This is a genomic window from Janthinobacterium sp. GW822-FHT07A03 (genome assembly GCF_058798815.1).
On sequence record NZ_JBXAKW010000004.1, the window covers coordinates 247,092 to 269,489 of the forward strand.

Genomic DNA, 22,398 nt, shown 5'->3' on the forward strand with positions numbered 1-22,398 from the left:
ATTTTACGGTGCCGGCGCGCTGCGCGTCCGGCACCGTCAATGACTACCAGACGCGCACGCGCTGTTCCGGCGCCAGGTACAGCTGCTGCCCCGGCTGGACGTCGAAGGCCGGATACCAGGCGTCGAGGTTGCGCACGGTGGCGGCGCGGTATTGCGCGGGCGCATGGCCATCCGTGAGGATTTGCTGGCGCGCCGCCGCTTCGCGCGCCTTGCTGCGCCAGCTGACGCCGTAGCCGGTGAAGAAATCGCGGTCCGCGTCCGCCTGCGCCGGCTTGCCCTGTTGCGATAGCGCAAACGCGTCATGCGCGGCCGCCACGCCGGCCAGGTCGGCCAGGTTTTCGCTCAGGGTCAGCTGGCCATTCACGACCAGGTCCGGGAACGGTTTGTAGGCCGCGAACTGCGCCACCAATTGCTTGGATGCCGACTGGAAATGCGCCAGGTCGGCCGGCGTCCACCAGTCGCGCAGCTTGCCCTGGGCGTCGAACTGCGCGCCCTGGTCGTCAAAACTGTGGCTGATCTCGTGGCCGATGGTGGCGCCGATGCCGCCATAGTTGGCCGCATCGGATGCTTGCGGGTCGAAGAATGGCGGCTGCAGGATGGCGGCGGGAAAGTTCAGTGCATTTTGCAGCGGCAAATTGACGGCGTTGACCAGTTGCGCCGGCATGGCCCAGGCCTTGCGGTCGGGCGACTGGCCCAGCTTGGCCAGCTCATGCCGGTAATGAAACTGTTCCGCCCGCTGCACATTGCCCAGTGCATCGCCGCGCACCACGCGCAAGCCCGCATAGTTTTCCCAGCGCTCGGGGTAGCCCACGCCCACGTACAGGGTCTTGAGCTTTTCCTGCGCCTGCGCCTTGGTGGCCGGCGCCATCCAGTCCAGCTTGTCGATGCGGCGCGAGAAGGCGGCGACGATATTCGTCACCATGTCTTGCACGCGGGCTTTCGATTCCGGCGGGAAATAGCGTTCCACGTACAGCTTGCCGACGGCGTCGCTGAGGGCCGCATTCGTCGCGGCCAGCGCCCGCTTGCTGCGCAGCGACTGCTGCGGCGTGCCGCTCAGGACGCTGCCATAGAAGGCGAAGCGCTGGTCGGCGGCCGCCTTCGGCAAGATGGTGCTGAAATGGTTGATCGCGTGGAAGGCAAGGAAATCCTTCCAAGTGGCCAGCGGCACGCTCGCCACCAGCGCGGCGCTGCCCGTCATGGCCGTCGGATGCCAGACGATGAAATCCGTCTGCTGGCCCAGCCCTGCCGCCTGGAAGAAGGCTTTCCAGTCGAGTCCCGGCGCCTTGCTGGCGAAGTCGGCGGCGCGCCAGGCGTTGTTGCCCTTGGCAACATCGGCCGAATCCTCGCGGCTGGCGTGACTCGCGGCAATTTGTTGCTCCAGCGCAAACACGCGCGCGGCGCGGGCCGGCGCATCGCGGTAGCCGGCCTGCTTGAGCATGGCTGCGATATGCGCCTGGTAGCCCGCGCGCAAGCCCTGCATGCGCGCGCTGTCGCTCTGGTAGAACGCGCGGTCGGGCAAGCCCAGTCCGCCCTGCAGCAGATAGGCCACATTGCGCGTGGTGTCGTTCAAGTCTTGCGCCACCCACAGGCCGAACAGGTTCTCCGTATAAAAATTGGTGGAGTTGAGCGGATCGACGTCGGCGCGCAAGCTCTCGCCCAGCGCGCGGGCCAGCCCTGCCTGGTCGCGTATGCCATTGATCTTTGTCAATAGGGGCTTGATCGGCGCCCAGCCTTTCGCTTCGATAGCCGCTTCATCCATCCAGGACCGGTAAAAATCGCTGACCTGGCGCGCGCCCGCATCCGCCTGTGGCGCCGCCGCCAGGCCTTCGACGAGGCCAATGATGCGCTCGTTGGTGGCGTTGGCTAGGATGGCGAACGAGCCCCAGCTGCTGCGGTCGGCAGGAATCTCCGTGCTGCGCAGCCAGTCGCCATTCACGTAATCGTAGAAATCGTCGCCGGGCAAGGCCTTCGCGGCAGCGGGAACGCCGGCGCTGGCGGCCGCTTGCTGGCCATGCGCCTGGACAGGCAAACCGGTCAGCGAGACGCCGGCCAGGGCGAGGATAATGGCAGCCTGGACTGGCGTCCGGGACCAGGAAAAACGCAAACCGTGCATGGCGATCCTTTCGATGTAATAGCCAAAATCATACCCTGAAAACCCTGCCTTTTTGGGCAAAAAACCGTCCCGGAACTTTTTTGCATGCGGACAAAAAAATCAGCATATAGTTGCACGACTGCACGCCGTACCGCGCGAACGCCAAGGAGATTGCCATGCAACTGGAAGCGCTGTTCCAGCATCCCCACGCCCTGCCTGCCGCCCCGAAGATCGTCGATGAACTGGTGCGCAGTTTCGACAACCCCGCCATCGCCACCGAAGACATCGCGCGCCAACTGGGAGCGGACCCGGCCTTGAGCGCCAAGCTGCTGCGGCTGGCCAACTCGGCCTATTACCACGTCTCGCGCAGCATCGGCACGGTGGAAGACGCCGTGCTGATGCTCGGTTTTGTTACCGTGCGCACCCTCGTCATCAGTTCCGGCCTGGTCAGCGGTTTCAAGGCCGTGCCGGGACTGAATTTGCCGCAGTTCTGGCGCTACAGCCTGCACAGCGCCGTATCCGCCCGCTGGATCGCCAGGCAGACGGGCGACAACCAGGACCTGGCCTTCACCATCGGCATGATGCATGCGATCGGACAACTGGTGATCCATGCCGCCATGCCCGAGCAAGCCATGCAGCTCGACAAGATTGCCCCGCCGCTCGACGCGCGCCGGCTCGATGCGGAACGGGTATCGCTGGGCTACGATTTTGCGCAGGTGGGCGCCGAACTGGCGCGCCGCTGGAAGTTTCCGCCCGCCTTTGCCGAGGCCATCGCCGCCTTTCCCGATCCGCTGGCCAAGGCGCCGTTGAACCGCCTGGCCGCCATCATCCACCTGGCCGCCTGGCGCGCGCGCATCGAGGAAAATGCCTTGAGCAATGAAGAAATCATCGCCTGCTACCCCAACGAGGTGGCCGAAGCGCTCGGTTTGCCGCCGTCCGTGCTGGTCGACAGGATGCCGCCGCCGGCCGAACTGAGTGCCGGACTGGAAGAACTCGTCAAATAAATCCGCCGCTGCCGGCAGCGCCACCCCGGCATCCATGGGGGGTTTGCGGACGATTCCGGCGGCCAGCCAGCAAACGTCCCAATTATTTTCACTTTTTTTTCAAAAACACCCTCAAGTTCCCGTTGGAGCCGCCGTTAATCTAGACAAGCGGTAATCCATTCACTAGTTACGGGTGTGCTCATGACCTCCAACGACGTTCTTTCGATGTATGAAAATATTGCAGGAATGACCAATAAAATGGTCGTGGCCGCACGTTCGAGCGACTGGGACAACTTGGACACCCTGGAAAACCAGTGCGCCAGCGCCGCCAGCGCAACCATGGCGGGCAAGGTGCCTGCCCTGGCCGGCGCCTCGCGCCTGCGCAAGATCGACTTGCTCAAGCAAATCCTGGCCAATGACCGCGAAATCCGCGCCATCACGGAACCGTGGATGACGCAGCTGTCGAACGCCATGCCAGGTTCGCGCGCCCGCATGTAAGAAGCTAGCCGCGCCAGAAACGACAAAAGCACCCGCGGGTGCTTTTTTTACGTCTGCCGCCTTGCCGGGAGCGCGGCGTCTGCGGCGCGCGAAAAACAAGGAGGGGAATGTGGAAGGCGAGCCCCAGGTATCTCCTGGCGTCGCCTCGCTGCCGGTTGCATCCGGCGTTCGCGAGCACATCGTCGGCATCGCAAACCGCTTCCAGACCCAGGCGTTTATGCAACGCTACACCTGGTTTGCCGCGCCACACTATCGTTGGTGACTGCGCCAGGCTGGGGCTGTTTTGTCGTAGAGCAAGTCCACTGAATTAATCATATCACCATCTTTAAAAAATAGGCAACGTGATTGGCAAGCGTTTCCATGTATTTTTTCAATATCTTTTTTTATATCAAATTGTAGAGCGGCCTTGCAACAGCATTAACGCGAGAACGGCTCTGCTTCCGGCGCGGCCGCTTCCTCCTCCACCGCTTCCGTCAACACGGGCACATCCTTCTTCCTGCGGCCGAACGGCTTGCGCAGCAGAACCCAGTATTTCGACGGCGCACCCGGCCCCGCCGCTTGCCTGCGCTTGCGCACGATGTACACGATGAGCGCCGTCAGCAGCAGGAAGAGCAAAGTGCCGATACCGAGCCACAACAAGCCGTTGCTGGCCGATTTCTTTTCCTTCTCGGCGGCAGGCGCCGCGTGCAGGGGCTTGGGTTTGCCATGGGGCGCTTCCGCCACGGCTGGCGCGGCGACGGGCGGCACGGCGGCCGCGGCCGCAGGCAGGGCCAGCGCCTGTTGCAAGACGCCGATCTTGCCTTCCAGCTCACCGAGCTTTTCATTCAGGGCCGTATTTTTCTCGTCCAGCGCCAGGCACGCTGCCGCCTGCCCCGTATCCGCCTGAGGCGTACAGGCGGCCACGGGCGCCGTGGCACGGCGCGGCAGCGCCGGGGCGGTCAGTTTGGGGGCAGCGGGCGGCGGCACGAACACGCGCGCCGGACGCACGAGGCCCTCGGCCCGCGCGCGGGCCGCCAGCGCGGCGGCGTCGGGCGACGCGACGGGTACGGCGCGCGGCAACGGCGCAGGCGTGGAGACAGGCGCGGGCGCCGGAACGGCTGGCCTGGCTGGCACACTGATGGCAACGGCGGCGGGCGGCGCCGGCGTCAGCCACAAGGTGCCCAGGCGCACGATGGCGCCATTGCCATTGCCCAGCAATAAATACAGGTGCACATGGCCCGCCTGAATCGCTTGCCGCGTGGCCACGCGCACATAGTGGCGTCCACCGCGCTCAAACGGACTGATCGTCAAGGTTTGCAGCGCCGGGTCCATGCCGATGCCGCCGCCCCGGTACACATCGGGCGAGGCCAGGCGCACGGCCACGCCGTTAGCCTCATCGGGCGCCAGCGCCGTCAGTTCGAGCTCGGCCAGCAGGGGCTGGCCCATGTGCGACAGCACCGCCATCTCGCCCAGTTCGGCCGCCATGACGGGCGGCAAGGCCAGGCTGGCGGCGACGCACGCGATCAGGGACCAACGGGGAAGGATGCTGCTCTGCATGGACTGATCGCTTTGATAACAGGATAAATAATGGGGACTCGCCCGTCTTTAACGGCAGGAAATCCCAAAAATATAGATGGGTCAGGGCAAAAATGATGCAATACAGCATCATCCTGTGCCTTTTTGACGTCTGGAGTACACTCGATCCACCTCCATCGATGAAAGGGATGCCATGAGCAGCAGAATCGAACGCGACAGTTTTGGCCCGATCGACGTACCCGCCGACCGGCTTTGGGGAGCGCAAACGCAGCGCTCGCTCGAGCACTTCCATATCTCCACGGAAAAGATGCCGCCCGAACTGATCGCCGCCCTGGCCACCGTCAAGCGCGCGGCCGCCCACGTCAACCTGGACCTGGGATTACTGGATGGCAAGAAAGCCATCGCCATCACGCAGGCGGCCGACGAAGTGCTGGCCGGCAAGCATGACGCAGAATTCCCGCTGGCCGTCTGGCAGACGGGGTCCGGCACGCAAAGCAATATGAACATGAACGAAGTGCTGGCCAACCGCGGTTCCGAGCTGATCGGCGGCTTGCGGGGCGCCGAGCGCCTGCTGCACCCGAACGACGACGTCAACCTGGGCCAGTCCTCGAACGACATCTTTCCCACCGCAATCCATGTGGCGGCCGCGCTGGCCGTCGCCAACACGGTCTTGCCGCCGCTGCGCCAGCTGCGCGCCACCCTGGATGCGAAAGCCACGGAATTTGCCGACATCGTCAAGATCGGCCGCACCCATTTGCAGGACGCGACCCCGCTGACCCTGGGCCAGGAATTTTCCGGCTACGTGGCGCAGCTGGACTTCGCCGAGCACATCATTACCGCCTCGTTGCCGCCGCTGCTGCAGCTGGCCGCCGGCGGCACGGCTGTCGGCACGGGCTTGAATGCCCACGTGGAATTTGGCGGTCGCATTGCGGCGGAACTGGCGCGCCTGACGGGCCAGCCATTCGAAACGGCCAGCAACAAGTTTGCCGCGCTGGCCGCCCACGACGCGCTGGTGGCCGCCCATGGCGCCTTGAAAACCCTGGCCACGGCCCTGATGAAAATCGCCAACGACGTGCGCTGGATGGCGTCCGGCCCCCGTTCCGGCCTCGGCGAAATCACCATCCCCGAAAACGAGCCGGGCAGCTCCATCATGCCGGGCAAGGTCAATCCCACCCAGTGCGAAGCGCTGACCATGCTCTGCTGCCAGGTGTTCGGCAACGACGTGGCCATCACGGTGGGCGGCGCCTCGGGCAATTTCGAGCTGAACGTCTTCAAGCCCTTGATTGCACACAACTTCCTGCAAAGCGCGCGCCTGCTCGGCGACGGCATGCGCAGCTTCGACGAGCATTGCGCGCACGGCATCGCGCCGAACCGTGGTCGCATCGCCGAACTGATGGAACGCTCCTTGATGCTGGTCACGGCGCTGGCGCCGCACATCGGCTACGACAAGGCGGCGCAAATCGCCAAGCAGGCCCAGCACGAAGGCACGACCCTGAAGGAAGCGGCGCTGGCCCTGGGCTTTGTGACGGAAGAGCAATTCAGCGCATGGATCGTGCCACTGGAGATGACGCAGCCCAACAAAAGTTAAGGCTCAGCCTGCATTGCCCCAGGCTTCATGTAAACTATGACCTTAGTTGACACCGTCATTCAGTGTTGAAAACACATCGTTGCAATAAGGGATACAATGCAAAAAGTAAGCTTTGATTTAACATCCGAGTTCGTCGAGCTGAACCAGCTGCTGAAGCTGGTCGGCCTGTGCGACAGCGGTGGCGCAGGCAAGGTCATGGTCGATAGCGGCGTGGTGAAGGTCGATGGCAAGAAGGAATTGCGCAAGACCGCCAAGATCCGCGCCGGCCAGGTCGTCAGCGTGGGCGATATCCGTATCACGGTCGTCGCTCCTGTCTGACCCCGGCATGGGGCGCGAAAGCGGCCCCATGCGTCCAGCCAGCATGCCTGCCAGCCCGGCTGCCTGGATCAAGCTGCAAGACGTCGCTATTGTCAGATAAATATCGATTGCAGAAGGGAAGCGCCATGGACCACCATCCCGAACAAGGTACGCGCAGCCAGGAACGCCTGATCGGCGACTTGCGCCAGGTAATAGAAAACGCGGAAGAATTGCTGCGTAACACAGACAAATACACCAGCAGCCTTTACCAGAGCGCGCGCGCCAGGCTGCAGCTGGCCCTCGTCGCGGCCACCGCCGAACTGGCCCGTTTTGAAGAAGAGCAAGTCACGCGCATGATGGACGCCACCCTGGCCGCCAACGCGCTGTACCGCGACCAGACGGGCGAAGCACGCGTACTGCGGGCCTTCGAGTAAATAGCTACGCCGCCAGCACCGCATGCGCCAGCCACTGGCGCAAGTGCGCGGCCAGGTCGAATGCCGGGACCAGTTCGAACGCCACATCGAGCGCGGCGCCGAAGGTCTGCCCTTGCTGCAATAGCGCCAACGCCGCATGCGCGGCCGCATCCAGCACCAGCACCTGCGCCTTCCAGCCCGTCCGGCATACCAGTGCCCAGCTGGCCACCTGCATATCCTGCGAAAACACCCGCTGCCCTTCCCCCGCTCCTTCCCCCTCTTGATGCGCCTGCCACAGTGCCGCCACCTGCCAGCGCGACGCCAGCAAGGCGCAAGCGGGATGCAGGGTAAAACGACGCGCTTCCAGCTGATCGGGGTGCAGGGCGGCCAGCGACTCGGGCGCCAGGCCCTGTCCGTCGGCCGCGTAATGGGCCAGGTGCACGGCCCATTCCAGGCGCGCCATGTCCGGCAGGTAAGGCAACTCATCCACTGGCGGGAACGCAGCGAGAAAATCGGCGAAACGGGCGCCAAACTGGTTCAAATCGGCGCTATCGGATGGCATCTTCCGGCCATACGCACGCGCCAGGCCGCCAAAGAAATCCTCGCCCACCAGCGCCAGCACGACGGGATAGGCGTGCGCCAGCGTGCGGCGCCAGGTGGCGCCCAGATTGCCGCGGTACAGTGCAAAACGCTGCGGCACCGCCGCTCCCGCGAACGCCGGCAGGACTGCCACCATATCGAGCAGGGCCGTGACAAACGCTTGCTGGCTTGCCGCCAGCGCGTCTGGCGCTGCGGGTGGCGGCGGGGTCGGCAGCGCCGCCTCCTGCCATGGCGTTTGCGGCGCATGGCGCGCCAGCATGGCTTGCGCCTTGCTCGCCTCGCCCAGCAGGATATCGAGCGGCGGCACATCCGTGTCCCATTCGACCAGGGTGGGAATGGCGCCAAAGCGCTGCAAGGCGACTGCATACAAATCCCAGACGGGATCGGCCACGGCGGCGCCATGGTGATCGATCACGGCATGCGGCGTCAGCAGATGGCCGCCCAGGTGCAGTTCGCCCACGCTGCCCGGCGCGATGGACTGCATGGCCGCCAAGGCATCTTCGCCGTGGTTGCACTGGTTCACATACAGATTATTGATATCGAGCAGCAGCCCGCAACCGCTGCGCCGTGCCAGTTCCGCCAGGAATTGCGCCTCGCTCATGGCATCGTCGGCAAAACGCAGGTAAGTGGCGACATTCTCCAGCAAGATCGGCCTTTTCAGCACATCCTGCACCCTCCCCACTCTGGCGCACAGCAAATCCAGGGCGGCGCCATTCAAGGCCAGCGGCAACAAATCATTGAGTTGCTGCTGCGCCACGGCGCCCCAGCACAAGTGCTCCGACACGAGGGCCGGCTCGATACGCTCGACCACGGCACGCACGCGCTGCAAATGGGCCTCGGAAAAGCCCTGCACAGAACCCAGGCCCAGTCCCACGCCATGCAGGCTGACGGGGTAATCCTGGCGCAAGGTCTGCAGCACGTGCCAGTCCCAGCCCGAAGGCTGCAGATAATTTTCGGTATGCACTTCCAGCCAGCCCACGGCGGGCCGGCGTTCGAGGAAGTCGCGGTAGTGCGCGGCGCGCAAGCCGACGCCGGCAAGCGCCTGGATGGGCGGCGGCATGGGCAGGCGGCGAACGCTTACGGCTGCGTGGCCGGCTTGGCAGCCTTGCCGGCCTTGACGGAGCCGCCCGCCTGTTCGCACGTGCCCTTGGCAACATACGTCCATTCCGTGGGCAGGTTGTCTGCCTCTGCCTGGCCCGCGCAGGAATGCGCTCCATCGGACGAAGCGCAATCGTTCTGCCCCGCCTTGGCCACGCCGTAGCATTTTTCCTTGTCGCCGGGGGCGGGACCGTCGTGCGCGGCCGCATTGACGGCGGCGCCGGCGCAAAGGCCCGCGAGGGCGGCGGCGATGAGAGCTTGACGTTTGTTCATGGAGAATCCTCTTGCATGGGTCAAAGTAATCGGTAAGTCCTGACGGCACGCCCCAGGCTGCACGATGGGCAACGCGAGGTGATGGGCGTCATTTTACTGAATCGGCCGTGCCATGGCGAACTATGGTAAATTAATTAACTTTACTGGGGCGGGGAGGAAGGCAGGAGGAAGGCGGAAGGCAGCAGACAAAAACGCCCACTCGCCACCGTCGATGACGGTGGTGTGGGCGTAAATAGTGCAGGCGCCAGGCTGGCGCCGCGGGACTGCACTCAGGCTGTCGTGTTGATGCGGTTACCGAGGTGAGCCGGCAAACTCGGCGCCGACTGTACCGGTGGCAGCGCAGCCAGCAAGGCAGTGGCAGTCGAGCTTTGGATATCCTGGGCTTTTTTCAGGACAGTCAAGCCGACGGCTTGCCGCGTGCCTGTCTCCGCCATCGTGGTTGACAGTTGAGCAATGCTTCCGACGTCCATACGTTTCTCCAATGAGGGTCTACCCTTGTTAACGGATGCCGCCGGCAAACCTTTAACTTATTTTTCCAGCTTATTTTCCAACTGCAGCAGCAGCCAGGCCAGCACGTGTTCGCGCGCATTCAAGTCCAGCCATTGCACGCCCTCGCGCAGGCCGGCCGGCGCAGGGCTGTCGGAGGCGACGGCGATCACGTGCGGGTCATGCGGATACAAAGGCGCCTGCCCCACTTCCGGGCGGAACACTTCCAGCTTGGGGATGGGGTCCGTCTTGAAGCCCTCCACCAGGGTCAGGTCTGCCGGCCCCATGCGGGCCAATTGCTGCGCCAGGCTCGGTTCGGGCGCGCCGCGCAGCTCATGCACGATGGCAAAACGGTATGGCGACGCCACCAGCACTTCCGCCGCCCCCGCCTGGCGCAGGCGGGCGCTGTCCTTTTGCGGCGGCTCCAGCGCCAGGTCATGGTGGCTGTGCTTGACCAGGTTGACGCGCAAGCCGCGCGCCGCCAGTTCCTTCACCACAAATTCCAGCAGGGTCGTCTTGCCGCTACCGGAACGGCCGATCACACCCAGTACCGGGTGGGCGGGCATCGCATCGTGCATGGTCACTCCTTGATTGAGAAGGAATGATTATACGCAGCCCCACCGGCGCCAGCGGCATGCATTGCCCAGGGCATCACCCAGGTCAAGCGCCGCCGGATTTTCCGCCATTCCCAGCACTGGCCGGCGCCGGCTTGCCGCCCTGCCGCGGGCGCCGTCCCGCCGTCTTGCCCGCCATTTTGCCCGCTGTTTTGCCCGCTTTTTTATCATTCACCGCCTGCGCATTCCTGGCCGTGCGCGCCAATTGCCGGTGCGCGGCGATCGTGCCCGCCTCGGCATCGGACTGGAAGGGGACGGCGGCAGCGGCGGCCAGCCCGCCATCAGGCGAGCTGGCGGGCGCCAGCGGGGCGAAATCCTGCGCCCGCCCATCCGTTTCCCAGGCGGCCCGCTGCGCCGGCACCGTAGCGGGCACGACGGGCGCCGCGCGGGCCTGCGCCAGGGTCAGCACGGCGCCCAGGCCGCTGGCGGCCGCCACGCGCGCGCCCATCTGGGGCAAGCTGCCATCGGCGGCCCGGCAAAAGCGCTGCAGGATGGTCTTGATGATCGACGTGTGGTCGACTACCTCGTGGCTGACGCTGCCCGGCGCGATCAGCGGCGACACCAGCAGCATGGGCACGCGCACGCCGTACCGGCGAAACGCGGGGTCGTCGTCGACGGCGGCAGGCGGCGGTACATGGTCGAAAAAGCCGCCGTGCTCGTCATAGCTGAGGATCAGCAAGGTGCGCGCCCAGGCGGGACCGCGCGACAGGGCCTGGTAGACCTGCGCCACCAGCGCCTGGCCGGCGCGGATGTCGGCCGGCGGGTGGTCGTCGTTTTCAAAGAAATGCGGATCGATCCAGCTGACCGGGGGCAAGGTGCCCGCCAGCGCGTCGCCGATGAAGCCATAGCGGCGCGCGCTGGAGCCGAACGGTTCGTACAGCTCGGACGAGCGGTAATGGTCATCCGTCAGGGCCAGGCTCCAGGGTTTCCAGGCGGAATAAAATTTCCAGCCGACCTGGGCACGGTCCAGGTGGCGCACGAAGGATTTATTGGCATACAGGGGCACGCGCTTGCTGTCCTTGCTGCCGGCCGCCTTGCCGCTGACCGCATACAGGCGGTTGGGCCAGGTGGCGCCCGGCACGGAACTGTAGCAGCGGTCGCAGACGCAGAACTGCTGCGCCAGGAAATCGTACATGGGCAAGTCGGCCGCATTATAGTAACCCATCACCAGATCGATGTCGGGGTCGCCCGGATGCGTTTGCGCATAGTCATCGACAAAGCCGCCATTGTTGTTTTGCAATTGCTGCGCCACCGACAGGCCCGTATGCGAGGGGTCTTGCTGCGGGCCGAAGGCCGTGCGCCGCAAATGGTGCACGGGATAGCGCACGCCCGCATGCACGTTGGCATGGCCGGCCTGCAAGCCGTCGATGTCGGCGCGCCCACCTTCCAGGCTCAGGTAGCCGAGCATGTGGTCGAACGAGCGGTTTTCCATCATCAGCACGACGATGTGGTCGATGCGCGCCAGGTTTCCCGGCGCATCCGCATCAAGCACACCCTCACCGGCAGCAGCAATCATGGGACCTCCCCGGCCGCGCACACGGGCGCAGCGACCCTGGTTCGACCAGGCCAGGCCAGTATGGTTCAGCTATGGCGGCCCGGCCTTGATGCACAACAACTCAATACGGCACGCGGTAGCGGTAGCCCTTGAAACTGAAGATGGCCGCCTTCGGCTGCAGCTTTTCCAGCACCAGGCCGGGCGCCAGCTCCTCGCCTTCGTGACGCAAGACCTTGTCGATCAACAATAGACGATCGGCCGGATTCTTCGAGTAGATATAGCCGCCGATGGCGATGGGCGGGATTTGCCGCTGTATCGGCTCGGGCAAGTCGCGCATGCCGGGCACGCTTTCCTCGCCCGCCGGCGTGGGCGCAGGCACGGCCGGCGCCGAAGCCGGGGCCGGGGCCGGGGCCGCAACGGGCGGCGGCGCGGCCTGGCCGGGTGTTTCCTGCTTCGGTTCCGCCACGGGCCTGGCATGGTGCACGGGCGCGGCCGTGGCCGCCGGCGGCACGGGCGTGACTTGCGTGACGGGGGCCGGCGCAGGCGCGGGCGCGGGTGCCGGGACTGCCGGCGGGACGACTGCCGGCATCGGCGCCGGCACAGCCTGGGCCAGCACGGCAGGTGCAAGCGCAGGCGCAGGCGCCGTGGCCGCTGCCTGCCAGGGCTGCCACAGCAGCAACGCGGCAGCCACCGCCAGCGTCACGCCGCCCAGTGCCAGCCAGACGGGCGCGCGCCGCGCCGCGCCGGACGCCGCGCCATCGTGCAGCTGCACTTGCGGTGCGTGAATCGAGGGCAACTCGCCCAGTTGGCGCTCGGCCTGCGATTTTTTCAGTGCTTCAAGTATGTAGGACATCTTATTTCCCCGCCACCATCGCCGTCGCAGCGGGCGCTGCCACGGCAGGAGCTGCGCTGCTCAGGCTCGGCTCCGCGTTGTCACCCAGCTGCATCAGGCGTATATACGTTTTCGGGCCCGCCAGGCCATCGGCCCGCAGGTTCTGGCTTTGCTGGAAGGCGCGCAGCTGGCTTTGCATCTCGGCATCGAGCGGCAGATTGGCGGCCGGCGCCGGCAAGCCCCGCTGTTGCGCCAGCCGCTGCGCCAGCCAGTCCACGTCGGCGCCGCGCGCGCCCAGCGGCACTTCGTCGCGCCAGCTGCGCGGGGCGCGCCAGAAGGTCGTGAAACTGCCATCGCTGCGCTGCGCCAGCTGGGCCAGCGGCAAGCTTTGCTGTTGGCCGTCGAGCATCAAAGTGGCCGTATCCTCCTGCAGACGCGTCAGCAGCGCCAGCTGTTCCGTGCCACCCGCATCGCGCACGGCCAGCATGGCGGGACGGTCCAGCACGCGCAGCTCGGCGATGCCGCCCCGGCTGTGCAGGCAGCGCAGGCCCGTGCGGGCGCCCGCCTGGCAAGCATCGCCTGCCGGCAACTGCTCGCCCCACAGGGCGGCCAGCTGGCGCAGCACGGCGTTGCGGTCCGGCACGCTGACGGGCGCGGGCGCAGGAACAGGTGCCGCAGCGGGCGCCGGCGGCGCCACCACGGCGGGTGCTTTCGCCACGGCCACAGTGGCAGGCGCATGCGGCATGAAATGCCAGGCCAGCGCAGCCGTGACCAGCGCACCGGCCAGCACGCCAGCGGCCACGTGCGGCCAGCGCAGGCCACGTCCGGCAACCGGCTTGCCCTCTTCCGCAAACACTTCCTCGGCGGCACGGCGCAGTATCTGGCGCGTCACCTGCGGCTGGTTTTCCACGTAGGCGCCCAGCAGCGCGCGGTCGCACAGCAGGTTGATGCGGCGCGGCACGCCTTTACTCAAGGCATGGATGGACGCCATCAGGCGCGGCGCGAACGGCGCCTGCGCCGTGCTGCCCGCCACGGCCAGGCGGTGGCGGATATAGCTGGCCGTCTCGTCCGCCGTCAGCGAACCGAGGTGATACCGGGCGATCACGCGCTGCGCCAGCTGCTCCAGTTCGGGCCGCGCCAGCATGGCGCGCAATTCCGGCTGGCCGATGAGGATAATCTGCAGCAACTTGCGCTCGCTCGTCTCCAGGTTGGTCAGCAGACGCAGCTGCTCCAGCACGGCGGCGGACAGGTTTTGCGCTTCATCAATGATCAGCACATTATTCTTGCCCTGCGCATGGCTGGCCAGCAAGTGCGCATTGATGGCGTCGACATAGCCTTTCACGCTGGCCACGCCGGGCGCCAGGGCGATGCGGAATTCCTCGCAGATCGACAGCAGCAATTCCTCGACGGACAATTTCGGATTGAAGATATAGGCCAACTGGCAATTTTCCGGAATCTGCTCCATGAAGCAGCGGCACACGGTGGTCTTGCCGGCGCCGATTTCTCCCGTCAGCAGGACGAAGCCGCCGCCGCTGCCCACGCCATACAGCAGGTGCGCCAGCGCTTCGCGGTGGCGTTCGCTCATGAACAGGTAGCGCGGATCGGGGGCGATCGAAAACGGCGATTGCTTGAGCTGGAAATAATGCGTGTACATGGAGACCCTGCGGATGAAACGATCAAAATGCGCGGCGGCAAGCCGAGACCCTCAGCGGGTGCGGGCGGGCGGCAGCGGCTTGTATTTGGCGCAATACACTTTCGCCTTGCTACGGAAGTAGACGATTTTACTGCCAGGCACGGAACCACGGACAGGAAAGGCGGAATTGTCGAGTTTGTTGAAACGCAGGCCCGAGGCGCCGCGGATGGCCGGCTCCAGCTTTTCCGGAGTCGCGTCCGCCACCACGCCCATGAAGACGAGGGGGCTGGTATCGTCGCTGACGATCACGTCGGTAATCGGCGCGCCCCACAAGGTGGCGTCCGTGCGGAACCAGTAGGCGCCCCCTTCATGCTTGTAGGCGGGGCCGAAAGCCGTCAGCAGATAGGCATAAAAGGCCTTGTTGTCGATCTGGTCGATGCACAGCACGGCATTGCCCACCACCTGGCCGAACGTGGACGGCGGCGGCTTTTGCTGCGCCAGCACGCCGGACACGGGCACGCCAACGGCCAGCAGGGCGAACGCCGCCAGCAGGGCCGGCGCACGCCACGGGCGCGTCAATGAACGGCGCACGCGCATGATCAGCGCTTGCGCTCTTCTTTCTTGACCTTCTTGGCTTCCTTCTTTTCCTTCATGGTCTTGGCCGGTTCTTTCTTGGCTTCCTTCTTGCTGTCCTGTGCCTTGCTCATCATCTACTCCATGCCTGGGCGGAAATGCCTGGGCCATTATGACACTCCCCCATGAAAATGCCACGTCATTTCCCCCATGCAATAGATCCCGGCTGGCAAGCACGGTCAGCGCATGCGCTTATTTGCAAAAAGACGTTTGCATTTTCATTTTATTATGTTTTAATACACGAACTTTATAAAAAGATATTATTTCGGCGCAGCATGAGCAAGGCCGGAAAGCATACAAACTGGGGACAGGACATGGGCCGGCATACGGCGGGGCCATGTGTGATCGACTTACAGCCCTCGGCAGAAATACAGAACATGATGAGAAAGATGATCTTGCTGTGCGCGGCCCTGTCGCTCTGGGCCGCTGGCAACACGCATGCGGCCGGCACGCCGCCGATCCAGCTGGCCGCCTACCAGGCGGCGCCCGCCGCCCTGGCCATGCGCCTGGCCAGCTTCCAGTCGCCGGAGGCCAGCCCGCGCGCGCCGGCACCGTATGAACCGAGCACGCCGTCGCTGCTGCTGGTCGCCATCGTACTGCTGAGCCTGCGCATGCGCGTGCGCGCCAGCAGCGAAAAATTCAGTGCCTGACGTGAAAACGGCCGCGCAAGGCGGCCGCTCCAGTCGCGCGTCAGTGCCGGATCAGTGCAGGCACAGACGGCGGCGCGTCTTTTCGATCAGCGCCGCATCGTAGGGATACAGGTTCTCGATAAAGAACAATTCCGTTTCCGCTTCGTCTTCCAGGCACATTTCGATCATGACCGGGCCATCGCTTTCGCGGCCCAGGAAATCCTTCGGCCAGCGGTTCTTGCGGTGCGTGCGCATCATTTCCATGCCCAGCGCGGCCAGCGGCGCCGACACACCGGCGGCCAGCGCCTCTTGCTGCCAGTCGTCCCAGTACTCGCTCTTTGCTGCCTTGTCGTTCATCATGCTCTTCCAACTCAGGTGTAAAAGGCGGACTTTACTCTTCATGGCGTCCCTTGCCAAGCATGCATACAAGCAATACCGCACGGCCAACAACAGACCAGTTGGAAAAAATTGGCATTAAACAAGGCCAATTTCAATACCATTCAGTATCGACAAAAACTCCTTTATTAACAAATACTTGCAATCACACCATCGGGCATGGCGCGACTCCGCGCAACGCATTTATTAATACCACTTAAATACCTGTTGACAAGCCATCGGGGCAACAATATAGTGCCTTCAGCTTTTTCGCCGCCCGACAAATAAAAGAAACGAGACAGGCGCACTCAACCAAACGCGGGACTGCATAACATGATCGAATACATAATCGGCGTCGACGGCGGGGGCAGCGGTACCCGCGTACGCCTGGCGCGCCTCGATGGCCAGGAACTGGCACAGGGACAAAGCGGCCCATCCGGCCTGGGACTGGGCATCGAACGGGCGTGGACGTCCGTAGCGCATGCCGTCACTCTGGCCTTCCGCACGGCCGGCCTGGAACAGCCCTCCTTGCAGCGCATGGCCATCGGCCTGGGCCTGGCCGGCGTGCACAACAAGCAGTGGGCCGCCAGCTTCGTCGAACACAATCCCGGCTATGCCGCCGTCGCACTCGAATCGGATGCCCTGACCACCCTGCTGGGCGCGCATGCGGGCCAGCCGGGCGCCATCGTTGCCATCGGCACGGGCAGCGTGGGCGAAGTGCTGCACGCGGACGGCAGCCGCCATGAAGTGGGCGGCTGGGGCTTCCCCTCCGGCGACGAAGCCGGTGGCGCCTGGATCGGCATGCGCGCCATCAACCACGTGCAGCAGGTGGTCGACGGCCGCGTGCCCGGCAGCGCCTTCGCCACGGCCGTCATCGACGCCTGCGGCGGCCAGCGCGACGCCATGCAGGTGTGGCTGGCCGCCGCCAGCCAGACTACCTTCGCGCAACTGGCACGGCTGGTGCTTGAACACGCGGCCAGCAATGCCGTGGCGCGCAGCATCCTGGTCGACGCGGGCCAGCAGATCGCCCTCATCGCCAGGGCGCTCGACCCGGCCGGCACCTTGCCCGTGGCCCTGTGCGGCGGCCTGGCGGCGCCCTTGTCCGCCTACCTGCCGGCGGAACTGCTGAAACTGGTCGTGCCGGCACAGGGCGACTCGGCCGCAGGCGGCCTGCGCCTGATACGCAAGCATTTGCAGGAGCAATGACCATGCTGGCCAAACTGTCCGCCTTCAAACCCAATCCCGCCAGCGACACGCCGCTCTACATGCAGCTGGCGAACATGTTGTCGGACGGCATCGCCAGCGGCGACTGGCGCGCCAACCAGGCCTTGCCTTCCGAGCGCGTGCTGTCGGACATCCTGGAAATCTCGCGCGTCACGGCGCGCAAGGCCATCGACATGCTGTGCGACCGGGGCATGCTGACGCGCAAGCGCGGCTCGGGCACCTACATCACGCCCAAGCTGGAGCAGCCGCTGTCGCGCCTGACGAGCTTTTCGGAAGAATTGCGCCAGCGGGGCTTCACGGCCGGTTCGCGCTGGCTGCAGCGCGACATCGGCGCAGCCGCGCCGCTGGAACTGCTGTCGCTGGGCCTGTCGCCGCACATGCCGGTGGCGCGCCTGCGCCGCCTGCGCACGGCCGACGAAGTGGTGATGGCGATCGAGACGACCACCATCCCCGCGCTGTACATGCCGGACCCGCAGCAGGTGACCGATTCGCTGTACGGCTACCTGGAGTCGCGCGGCACCATCCCGATGCGCGCGCTGCAGCATATCCGCGCCGTCAACGCCACGGCGGAACAGGCCAAGCTGGCCAATATCAAGACGGGTGAAGCCATGCTGCACATCACCCGTGTCAGTTATCTCGACAACGGCGCAGCGGTGGAACTGACCCACTCGTATTGCCGCAGTGATTATTATGAATTCGTAGCGGAGTCGCGCAGATGAGCAGCACTATCAAAGGCAATATCCTTACCCCCGGCGGCTGGATCCACGGCGCCATCGCCTTCGGCGAAAGAGTCGACAGCATCACGGGCGATTCCCTCCACCCGTCGGGCAACAGCGACGACTATATCTTGCCCGGCTTTATCGACCTGCACGTGCATGGCGGCGCCGGCAAGGACATCATGGAAGGCGGCGAAGCCGTCTACACTATCGCGGCCATCCATGCGCGCCACGGCACCACCAGCCTCTTGGCCACCACCATGACGGCACCGCCGGAAGACATCGACATGGCCTTGACGGCCATCGGCATCGCCGCCAACCACCGCCGCCCGAACACGGCGCGCGTGCTGGGCGCCCACCTGGAAGGCCCGTACATCAATTCCGGCAAGCTCGGAGCGCAGCCGAACTACGCTCGCGCCGCCACCTTGGCCGAAATCGAACGCCTGCAAACCCTGGCCAGGCTGCGCGTCATCACCGTGGCGCCGGAAATCGCCGGCCACCTGGAACTGGTGCGCGCCCTGGCCGACGCCGGCGTGCGCGTGCAGATCGGCCACACGCTGGGCTCCTATGAAGACGGCGTGGCCGCGCTGGAACACGGCGCCATGGGTTTCACGCATCTGTTCAACGCCATGAGCGGCCTGCATCACCGCGAACCGGGCATGGTCGGCGCCGCCCTGGCGCACGCCGAATACGCGGAACTGATCCCCGACCTGCTGCACGTGCATCCGGGCGCCATCAAGGTGGCCCTGCGCGCCATCCCGCGCCTGTACTGCGTCACCGATTCGACGGCCGCCACCGGCATGCCGGACGGCGAATACATGCTGGGCCGCCACGCCGTGCAGAAATGCATGGGCGGCGTGCGCCTGCCCGACGGCACCCTGGCGGGCAGCACCCTGACCCTGGACCAGGCGCTGCGCAACCTGGTGGGACTGGGACTGGACCTGGCCGACGCGTCCAAGCGCGTGTCGACCAATGCCGCCGATTACCTGGGCCTGGAAGAACGCGGCCGGCTGGCCCCCGGCACTTACGCCGATCTGGTAGTACTCGATCGCGATCTCAAACTCAAAGCTGTCTATATAGAAGGAGAAATCTGTGACCTCAATGATGCTTAAAGAAGCCGTTTCCGCCGCCGAATGCGTCGCCCTGCAACTGGCCAGCGACACGGAACGCTACGCGGAACTGGGCCGCAAATTGAGGAGCACCTCGTTCTCCACGGCACTGACCATCGCGCGCGGCAGCTCGGACCACGCCTGCAACTACGTCGCCTACCTGATCATGGCGCGCCTGGGCCGCGTCGTGGCATCCTTGCCGATGTCGCTGGTCACGCTGAACAAGTCGCCGCTGGTGACGCGCGATACCTTGGCCATCTCGATCTCGCAATCGGGCCAGAGCCCGGACGTGGTCGAACCGATCCGCTACTTCCGCGACGGCGGCGCCACCACCGTGGCCCTCGTCAATGACATCGATTCGCCGCTGGCGCACGCCGCCGAATGGGCCATGCCCCTGCGCGCCGGCAAGGAACAAAGCGTCGCCGCCACCAAGAGCTTCATCACCAGCCTGGTCGCCGGCGCGCGCATGGTGGCCCAGTGGCAGAACGATCCCGAGCTGCTGGGAGGCCTGGAGGCACTGCCGGAGGCGCTGCTCGAAGCGACCCGCGTCGACTGGTCGCCCGCCATCGACGTGCTGGCGCCGGCGCGCAACATCATGGTCGTGGGCCGCGGCATCAGCTTCCCCGTGGCGCTGGAGTCGGCCCTGAAATTCAAGGAAACCTCGGCCCTGCAGGCGGAAGCCTTCAGCGGCGCCGAAATCAAGCACGGCCCCATGGCACTGATCGAAGACGGCTACCCGCTGCTGATTTTCGCCACGCGCGGCCCGACCCAGGCCGGCCTGCTGCAGCTGGCCACGGAAATGCGCGGCCGCGGCGCCAAGGTCTTGCTGGCGGCCCCCGCCGACGTGGCCGAACGCGACCTGACCCTGCCCGTGGCGGCCACGCCGGACCTCGATCCGATCGTCGCCATCCAGTCCTTCTACGTGATGGCGGCAAAACTGTCGGCCGCGCGCGGCATGGACCCGGACGCGCCGCGCCACCTGAGCAAGGTCACGAAGACCAACTAGGCAGTATTTAAGCAGTAGGCGGCAGCTGCGCCCCCGGCACGGGACGAAGCTGCCGTCCGCAGGACCCGAATATAAGCGACGGCAAGGGCATGTACCCGCGCCGCGGACTCATGGACATTGGAGCGCCACGCTCCAGGATAAAAATGACGATCAAGAGACTGTTGGCAGTGTTTGCCTGCGCGGGCCTGCTCGCGCCACAGGCATGGGCTGCCGAGAAAATCGAATTCTGGACCTTCAGCATGAAGCCCAAGTTCACGCCGTATTTCAATGCGGTGGTGGCGCGCTATGAGGCGCAGAATCCCGACGTCAAGATCGAATGGATCGACTTCCCGTGGGACGTCATCCAGACCAAGCTGGTCACGCGCATCGTGGCCGGCACGCCGCCCGCGCTGGTCAGCCTGAACGTGCCCTGGGCCGACGAATTTGCGCGCGACGGCTTGCTCACACAAGTCGACGGCCTGATCGCGCCAGCGCGCGCCAGCTACATTCCCAGCGCCCTGGACGACCTGCGCTTCAAGGGCCGCACCTACGGGTTTCCCATGTACAGCAATGTCGCGGTGATCGCCTTCAATACCGCCATTTTCAGGCAGGCCGGGCTCACGCGCGGCCCCGCCAGCCTCGATGAGCAGCTGGCGTTCGCGCGCCAGATCGCGCAACGCACGGGCAAGGCCGGCATCGCCCCGGCCCTCTCGAAAATCGATGGCCTGTTCATGCAGCAGGGCCTGTCCGTCATCACGGACAACCGCGCCGTCTTCAATTCGCCGCAGCACGTGGCGCTGGTGCAGAAACTGGCCGACACCTACAAGGTCGGCGGCCTGCTGAAGGAAAGCCTGTTCGCCGAAGACAATTTCCCCGCCGTCATCGACGCCTACAAGGGCGGCCGCCTGGGCATGCTGCTGGCGCCCCCCACGGCCATGCAGCGCATCCGCGGCGACGCGAAGGACATCTACGCCATCACCGACGTGGCGCCCGCGCCGCTGGGCCCCACCGGCATCGCCGATGGCGGCTGGCTGGTGCACTTCGCCATCCCGAAAGGCGTGCCGGCGCGCCAGCTGCCTTCGGTGGGCAAGTTCGCACGCTTCCTGACGAACGACGAAAACCAGCTGGCGTTCGCGCGCCAGGCCAGCGTCTTCCCCACCACCGTGAAGGCCGCGGCCGATCCGTTCTTCCTGTCCACGCCGAAAAATGCGGGCGCGGCCGAAAAGGCCGTGGCCGCCGGCGCCCTGTCGATGGGCCACTCGCGCACGCTGTACGTGGCCGGCATCGACGACTACGACGAACTGCGCCGCTCGCTGGTGAAAGCCGTCGAGGCGGGCGTGACGGGCAAGCAGGACGTCAAGCAGGCGCTGGACCAGGCCGTCGCCATCTGGAACCGCAAGCTGGCCACCCTGCCGCGCCATTAAGGCCAACAAGGACACCATGAAACTCGCCCACCGCCACACCCTGCAAGCCTGGCTGTTCCTCGCCCCGGCCCTGCTGCTGCTGGCCGCCTTTTCCTTCTGGCCCGTCGGCTACGGCTCCGTGCTGGCCTTCACCGACTACAGCCTGATACGCGAGACGCGCTTCGTCGGCCTCGATAACTTCCGCTACATCTTCAACAACGAGATGTTCGTCTCGGGCCTGAAGAATTCGCTGATGTTCCTGCTGATGGTGCCCTTCGTGCAGGTGGGCGCCATCACTCTCGCCGTGCTGGTGAACAACCGCCTGCCCGGCATCCGTTTGTTCCGCGCCGCCTTCTACGTGCCTGTGGTAACCACCGTGTCCGTCGTCGGCATCATGTGGGGCTTCATGTTCCACGAACAGGGTGCGCTCAATTACGTGATGATGACGCTAAAGCTGGTGAACGCGCCCGTGGGCTGGCTGACGAACGACAGCCTGGCCCTGTTTGCCGTGATGTTCGTCACCTTGTGGCGCGGCCTGGGCTGGTACATGGTGATGTACCTGGCGGCCCTGCAGTCGATCCCGTCGGACATGCAGGAAGCGGCCATGCTCGATGGCGCCAACCGCTGGCAGCGCTTCTGGAAGATCACCGTGCCGATGCTGCGCCCGACCATCATGCTGTGCTCCATCCTGTCCGTGCTGGCGGCCCTGAAGGCGTACCAGGAAGTCGACGTGCTGACCCAGGGCGGCCCGATGAATTCCACCTTCACGGCGCTGTATTACGCGTATGACCAGGGCCTCAAACACTTGAAGCTGCCGCGCGCGCTGGCCGCCAGCTTCGTCGTGTCCCTATTTTGCATCGGTATCGCCCTGCTGTGCCTGCGCTACCTCAAACCCAAGCACCGATGA

Annotated in this window: 24 protein-coding genes; 13 read left to right on the forward strand and 11 right to left on the reverse strand. The window is 65.2% G+C overall.

Features of this window, described 5'->3' with window-relative positions:
• Positions 1–43: 43 nt before the first annotated feature.
• The gene (locus AC1RJW_RS13435) at positions 44–2,113 is read right to left on the reverse strand and encodes a M13 family metallopeptidase (protein WP_493045358.1); all 2,070 of its coding nucleotides are present in this window, start codon (positions 2,111–2,113) and stop codon (positions 44–46) included.
• A 155-nt stretch (positions 2,114–2,268) separates the two neighbouring features.
• Between AC1RJW_RS13435 and AC1RJW_RS13440 the strand changes: the two genes are divergently transcribed.
• The 3 genes from AC1RJW_RS13440 to AC1RJW_RS13450 all read left to right on the forward strand — a co-directional run bounded on the left by AC1RJW_RS13440 (position 2,269) and on the right by AC1RJW_RS13450 (position 3,835).
• On the forward strand, positions 2,269–3,096 hold the full coding sequence (locus tag AC1RJW_RS13440) for an HDOD domain-containing protein (protein WP_493045359.1): 828 nt from the start codon (positions 2,269–2,271) through the stop codon (positions 3,094–3,096).
• A 204-nt stretch (positions 3,097–3,300) separates the two neighbouring features.
• Complete coding sequence (locus AC1RJW_RS13445; RefSeq protein WP_493045584.1) at positions 3,301–3,573, forward strand: flagellar protein FliT; 273 nt, start codon at positions 3,301–3,303, stop codon at positions 3,571–3,573.
• Between the two features lie 109 nt (positions 3,574–3,682).
• Positions 3,683–3,835, forward strand: coding sequence for a hypothetical protein (locus tag AC1RJW_RS13450; protein ID WP_161911801.1), 153 nt, complete (start codon positions 3,683–3,685; stop codon positions 3,833–3,835).
• A gap of 155 nt (positions 3,836–3,990) precedes the next feature.
• Here AC1RJW_RS13450 and AC1RJW_RS13455 read toward each other — a convergent pair whose 3' ends face one another.
• Positions 3,991–5,109, reverse strand: coding sequence for a type IV pilus assembly protein FimV (locus AC1RJW_RS13455; protein WP_493045360.1), 1,119 nt, complete (start codon positions 5,107–5,109; stop codon positions 3,991–3,993).
• Positions 5,110–5,281: 172 nt separating this feature from the next.
• Between AC1RJW_RS13455 and fumC the strand changes: the two genes are divergently transcribed.
• The 3 genes from fumC to AC1RJW_RS13470 all read left to right on the forward strand — a co-directional run bounded on the left by fumC (position 5,282) and on the right by AC1RJW_RS13470 (position 7,407).
• On the forward strand, positions 5,282–6,676 hold the full coding sequence (fumC, locus tag AC1RJW_RS13460) for a class II fumarate hydratase (protein WP_493045361.1): 1,395 nt from the start codon (positions 5,282–5,284) through the stop codon (positions 6,674–6,676).
• 96 nt (positions 6,677–6,772) lie between these two features.
• Entirely contained in the window at positions 6,773–6,994 is a 222-nt protein-coding gene (locus AC1RJW_RS13465; protein ID WP_035825476.1) for an RNA-binding S4 domain-containing protein, read from the forward strand.
• Positions 6,995–7,119: 125 nt separating this feature from the next.
• Complete coding sequence (locus AC1RJW_RS13470) at positions 7,120–7,407, forward strand: hypothetical protein (RefSeq protein ID WP_493045362.1); 288 nt, start codon at positions 7,120–7,122, stop codon at positions 7,405–7,407.
• 4 nt (positions 7,408–7,411) lie between these two features.
• Here the strand turns inward: AC1RJW_RS13470 and bufB are convergent, their stop codons facing one another.
• The 8 genes from bufB to AC1RJW_RS13510 all read right to left on the reverse strand — a co-directional run bounded on the left by bufB (position 7,412) and on the right by AC1RJW_RS13510 (position 15,014).
• Positions 7,412–9,046 (reverse strand): MNIO family bufferin maturase, encoded by a 1,635-nt coding sequence (gene bufB, locus AC1RJW_RS13475; protein WP_493045363.1) that lies wholly within the window; start codon positions 9,044–9,046, stop codon positions 7,412–7,414.
• A 17-nt stretch (positions 9,047–9,063) separates the two neighbouring features.
• Positions 9,064–9,357, reverse strand: a complete 294-nt coding sequence (locus tag AC1RJW_RS13480; RefSeq protein WP_493045364.1) for a BufA1 family periplasmic bufferin-type metallophore — start codon at positions 9,355–9,357, stop codon at positions 9,064–9,066.
• Positions 9,358–9,626: 269 nt separating this feature from the next.
• The gene (locus AC1RJW_RS13485) at positions 9,627–9,827 is read right to left on the reverse strand and encodes a YjfB family protein (protein WP_034781856.1); all 201 of its coding nucleotides are present in this window, start codon (positions 9,825–9,827) and stop codon (positions 9,627–9,629) included.
• Positions 9,828–9,884: 57 nt separating this feature from the next.
• Entirely contained in the window at positions 9,885–10,421 is a 537-nt protein-coding gene (mobB, locus tag AC1RJW_RS13490; RefSeq protein WP_493045365.1) for a molybdopterin-guanine dinucleotide biosynthesis protein B, read from the reverse strand.
• An 82-nt stretch (positions 10,422–10,503) separates the two neighbouring features.
• Positions 10,504–11,973: an alkaline phosphatase family protein gene (locus AC1RJW_RS13495; RefSeq protein ID WP_493045366.1), complete on the reverse strand. Its 1,470-nt coding sequence runs from the start codon at positions 11,971–11,973 to the stop codon at positions 10,504–10,506.
• A gap of 100 nt (positions 11,974–12,073) precedes the next feature.
• Positions 12,074–12,805, reverse strand: a complete 732-nt coding sequence (locus AC1RJW_RS13500; RefSeq protein ID WP_493045367.1) for a general secretion pathway protein GspB — start codon at positions 12,803–12,805, stop codon at positions 12,074–12,076.
• 1 nt (position 12,806) lies between these two features.
• Positions 12,807–14,438, reverse strand: a complete 1,632-nt coding sequence (locus AC1RJW_RS13505; RefSeq protein WP_493045368.1) for an ExeA family protein — start codon at positions 14,436–14,438, stop codon at positions 12,807–12,809.
• 51 nt (positions 14,439–14,489) lie between these two features.
• Entirely contained in the window at positions 14,490–15,014 is a 525-nt protein-coding gene (locus AC1RJW_RS13510; RefSeq protein WP_493045369.1) for a hypothetical protein, read from the reverse strand.
• 413 nt (positions 15,015–15,427) lie between these two features.
• On the opposite strand from AC1RJW_RS13510, the gene AC1RJW_RS13515 reads away from it, so the two are divergent.
• Positions 15,428–15,700: a hypothetical protein gene (locus AC1RJW_RS13515; protein ID WP_493045371.1), complete on the forward strand. Its 273-nt coding sequence runs from the start codon at positions 15,428–15,430 to the stop codon at positions 15,698–15,700.
• Positions 15,701–15,751: 51 nt separating this feature from the next.
• Here the strand turns inward: AC1RJW_RS13515 and AC1RJW_RS13520 are convergent, their stop codons facing one another.
• On the reverse strand, positions 15,752–16,039 hold the full coding sequence (locus AC1RJW_RS13520) for a hypothetical protein (protein ID WP_034759823.1): 288 nt from the start codon (positions 16,037–16,039) through the stop codon (positions 15,752–15,754).
• Between the two features lie 348 nt (positions 16,040–16,387).
• Between AC1RJW_RS13520 and AC1RJW_RS13525 the strand changes: the two genes are divergently transcribed.
• From AC1RJW_RS13525 to AC1RJW_RS13550, 6 genes are all read left to right on the forward strand, one after another.
• A complete protein-coding gene (locus tag AC1RJW_RS13525; RefSeq protein WP_493045372.1) occupies positions 16,388–17,260 on the forward strand; it encodes a glucosamine kinase nucleotide-binding domain-containing protein in 873 nt (290 codons plus the stop codon).
• 2 nt (positions 17,261–17,262) lie between these two features.
• Complete coding sequence (locus AC1RJW_RS13530; RefSeq protein ID WP_070282815.1) at positions 17,263–17,997, forward strand: GntR family transcriptional regulator; 735 nt, start codon at positions 17,263–17,265, stop codon at positions 17,995–17,997.
• On the forward strand, positions 17,994–19,106 hold the full coding sequence (gene nagA / locus AC1RJW_RS13535) for an N-acetylglucosamine-6-phosphate deacetylase (protein ID WP_493045373.1): 1,113 nt from the start codon (positions 17,994–17,996) through the stop codon (positions 19,104–19,106). The genes AC1RJW_RS13530 and nagA overlap by 4 nt, the downstream gene beginning before the upstream one ends.
• Positions 19,096–20,109, forward strand: coding sequence for an SIS domain-containing protein (locus AC1RJW_RS13540; RefSeq protein ID WP_070221837.1), 1,014 nt, complete (start codon positions 19,096–19,098; stop codon positions 20,107–20,109). Before nagA ends, AC1RJW_RS13540 begins: the two co-directional genes overlap by 11 nt.
• Positions 20,110–20,252: 143 nt before the next feature.
• A complete protein-coding gene (locus AC1RJW_RS13545) occupies positions 20,253–21,512 on the forward strand; it encodes an ABC transporter substrate-binding protein (RefSeq protein WP_493045374.1) in 1,260 nt (419 codons plus the stop codon).
• 16 nt (positions 21,513–21,528) lie between these two features.
• Positions 21,529–22,398 carry a carbohydrate ABC transporter permease gene (locus tag AC1RJW_RS13550; protein WP_493045375.1) on the forward strand — a complete coding sequence of 290 codons (870 nt, stop codon included), beginning with the start codon at positions 21,529–21,531 and terminating at the stop codon, positions 22,396–22,398.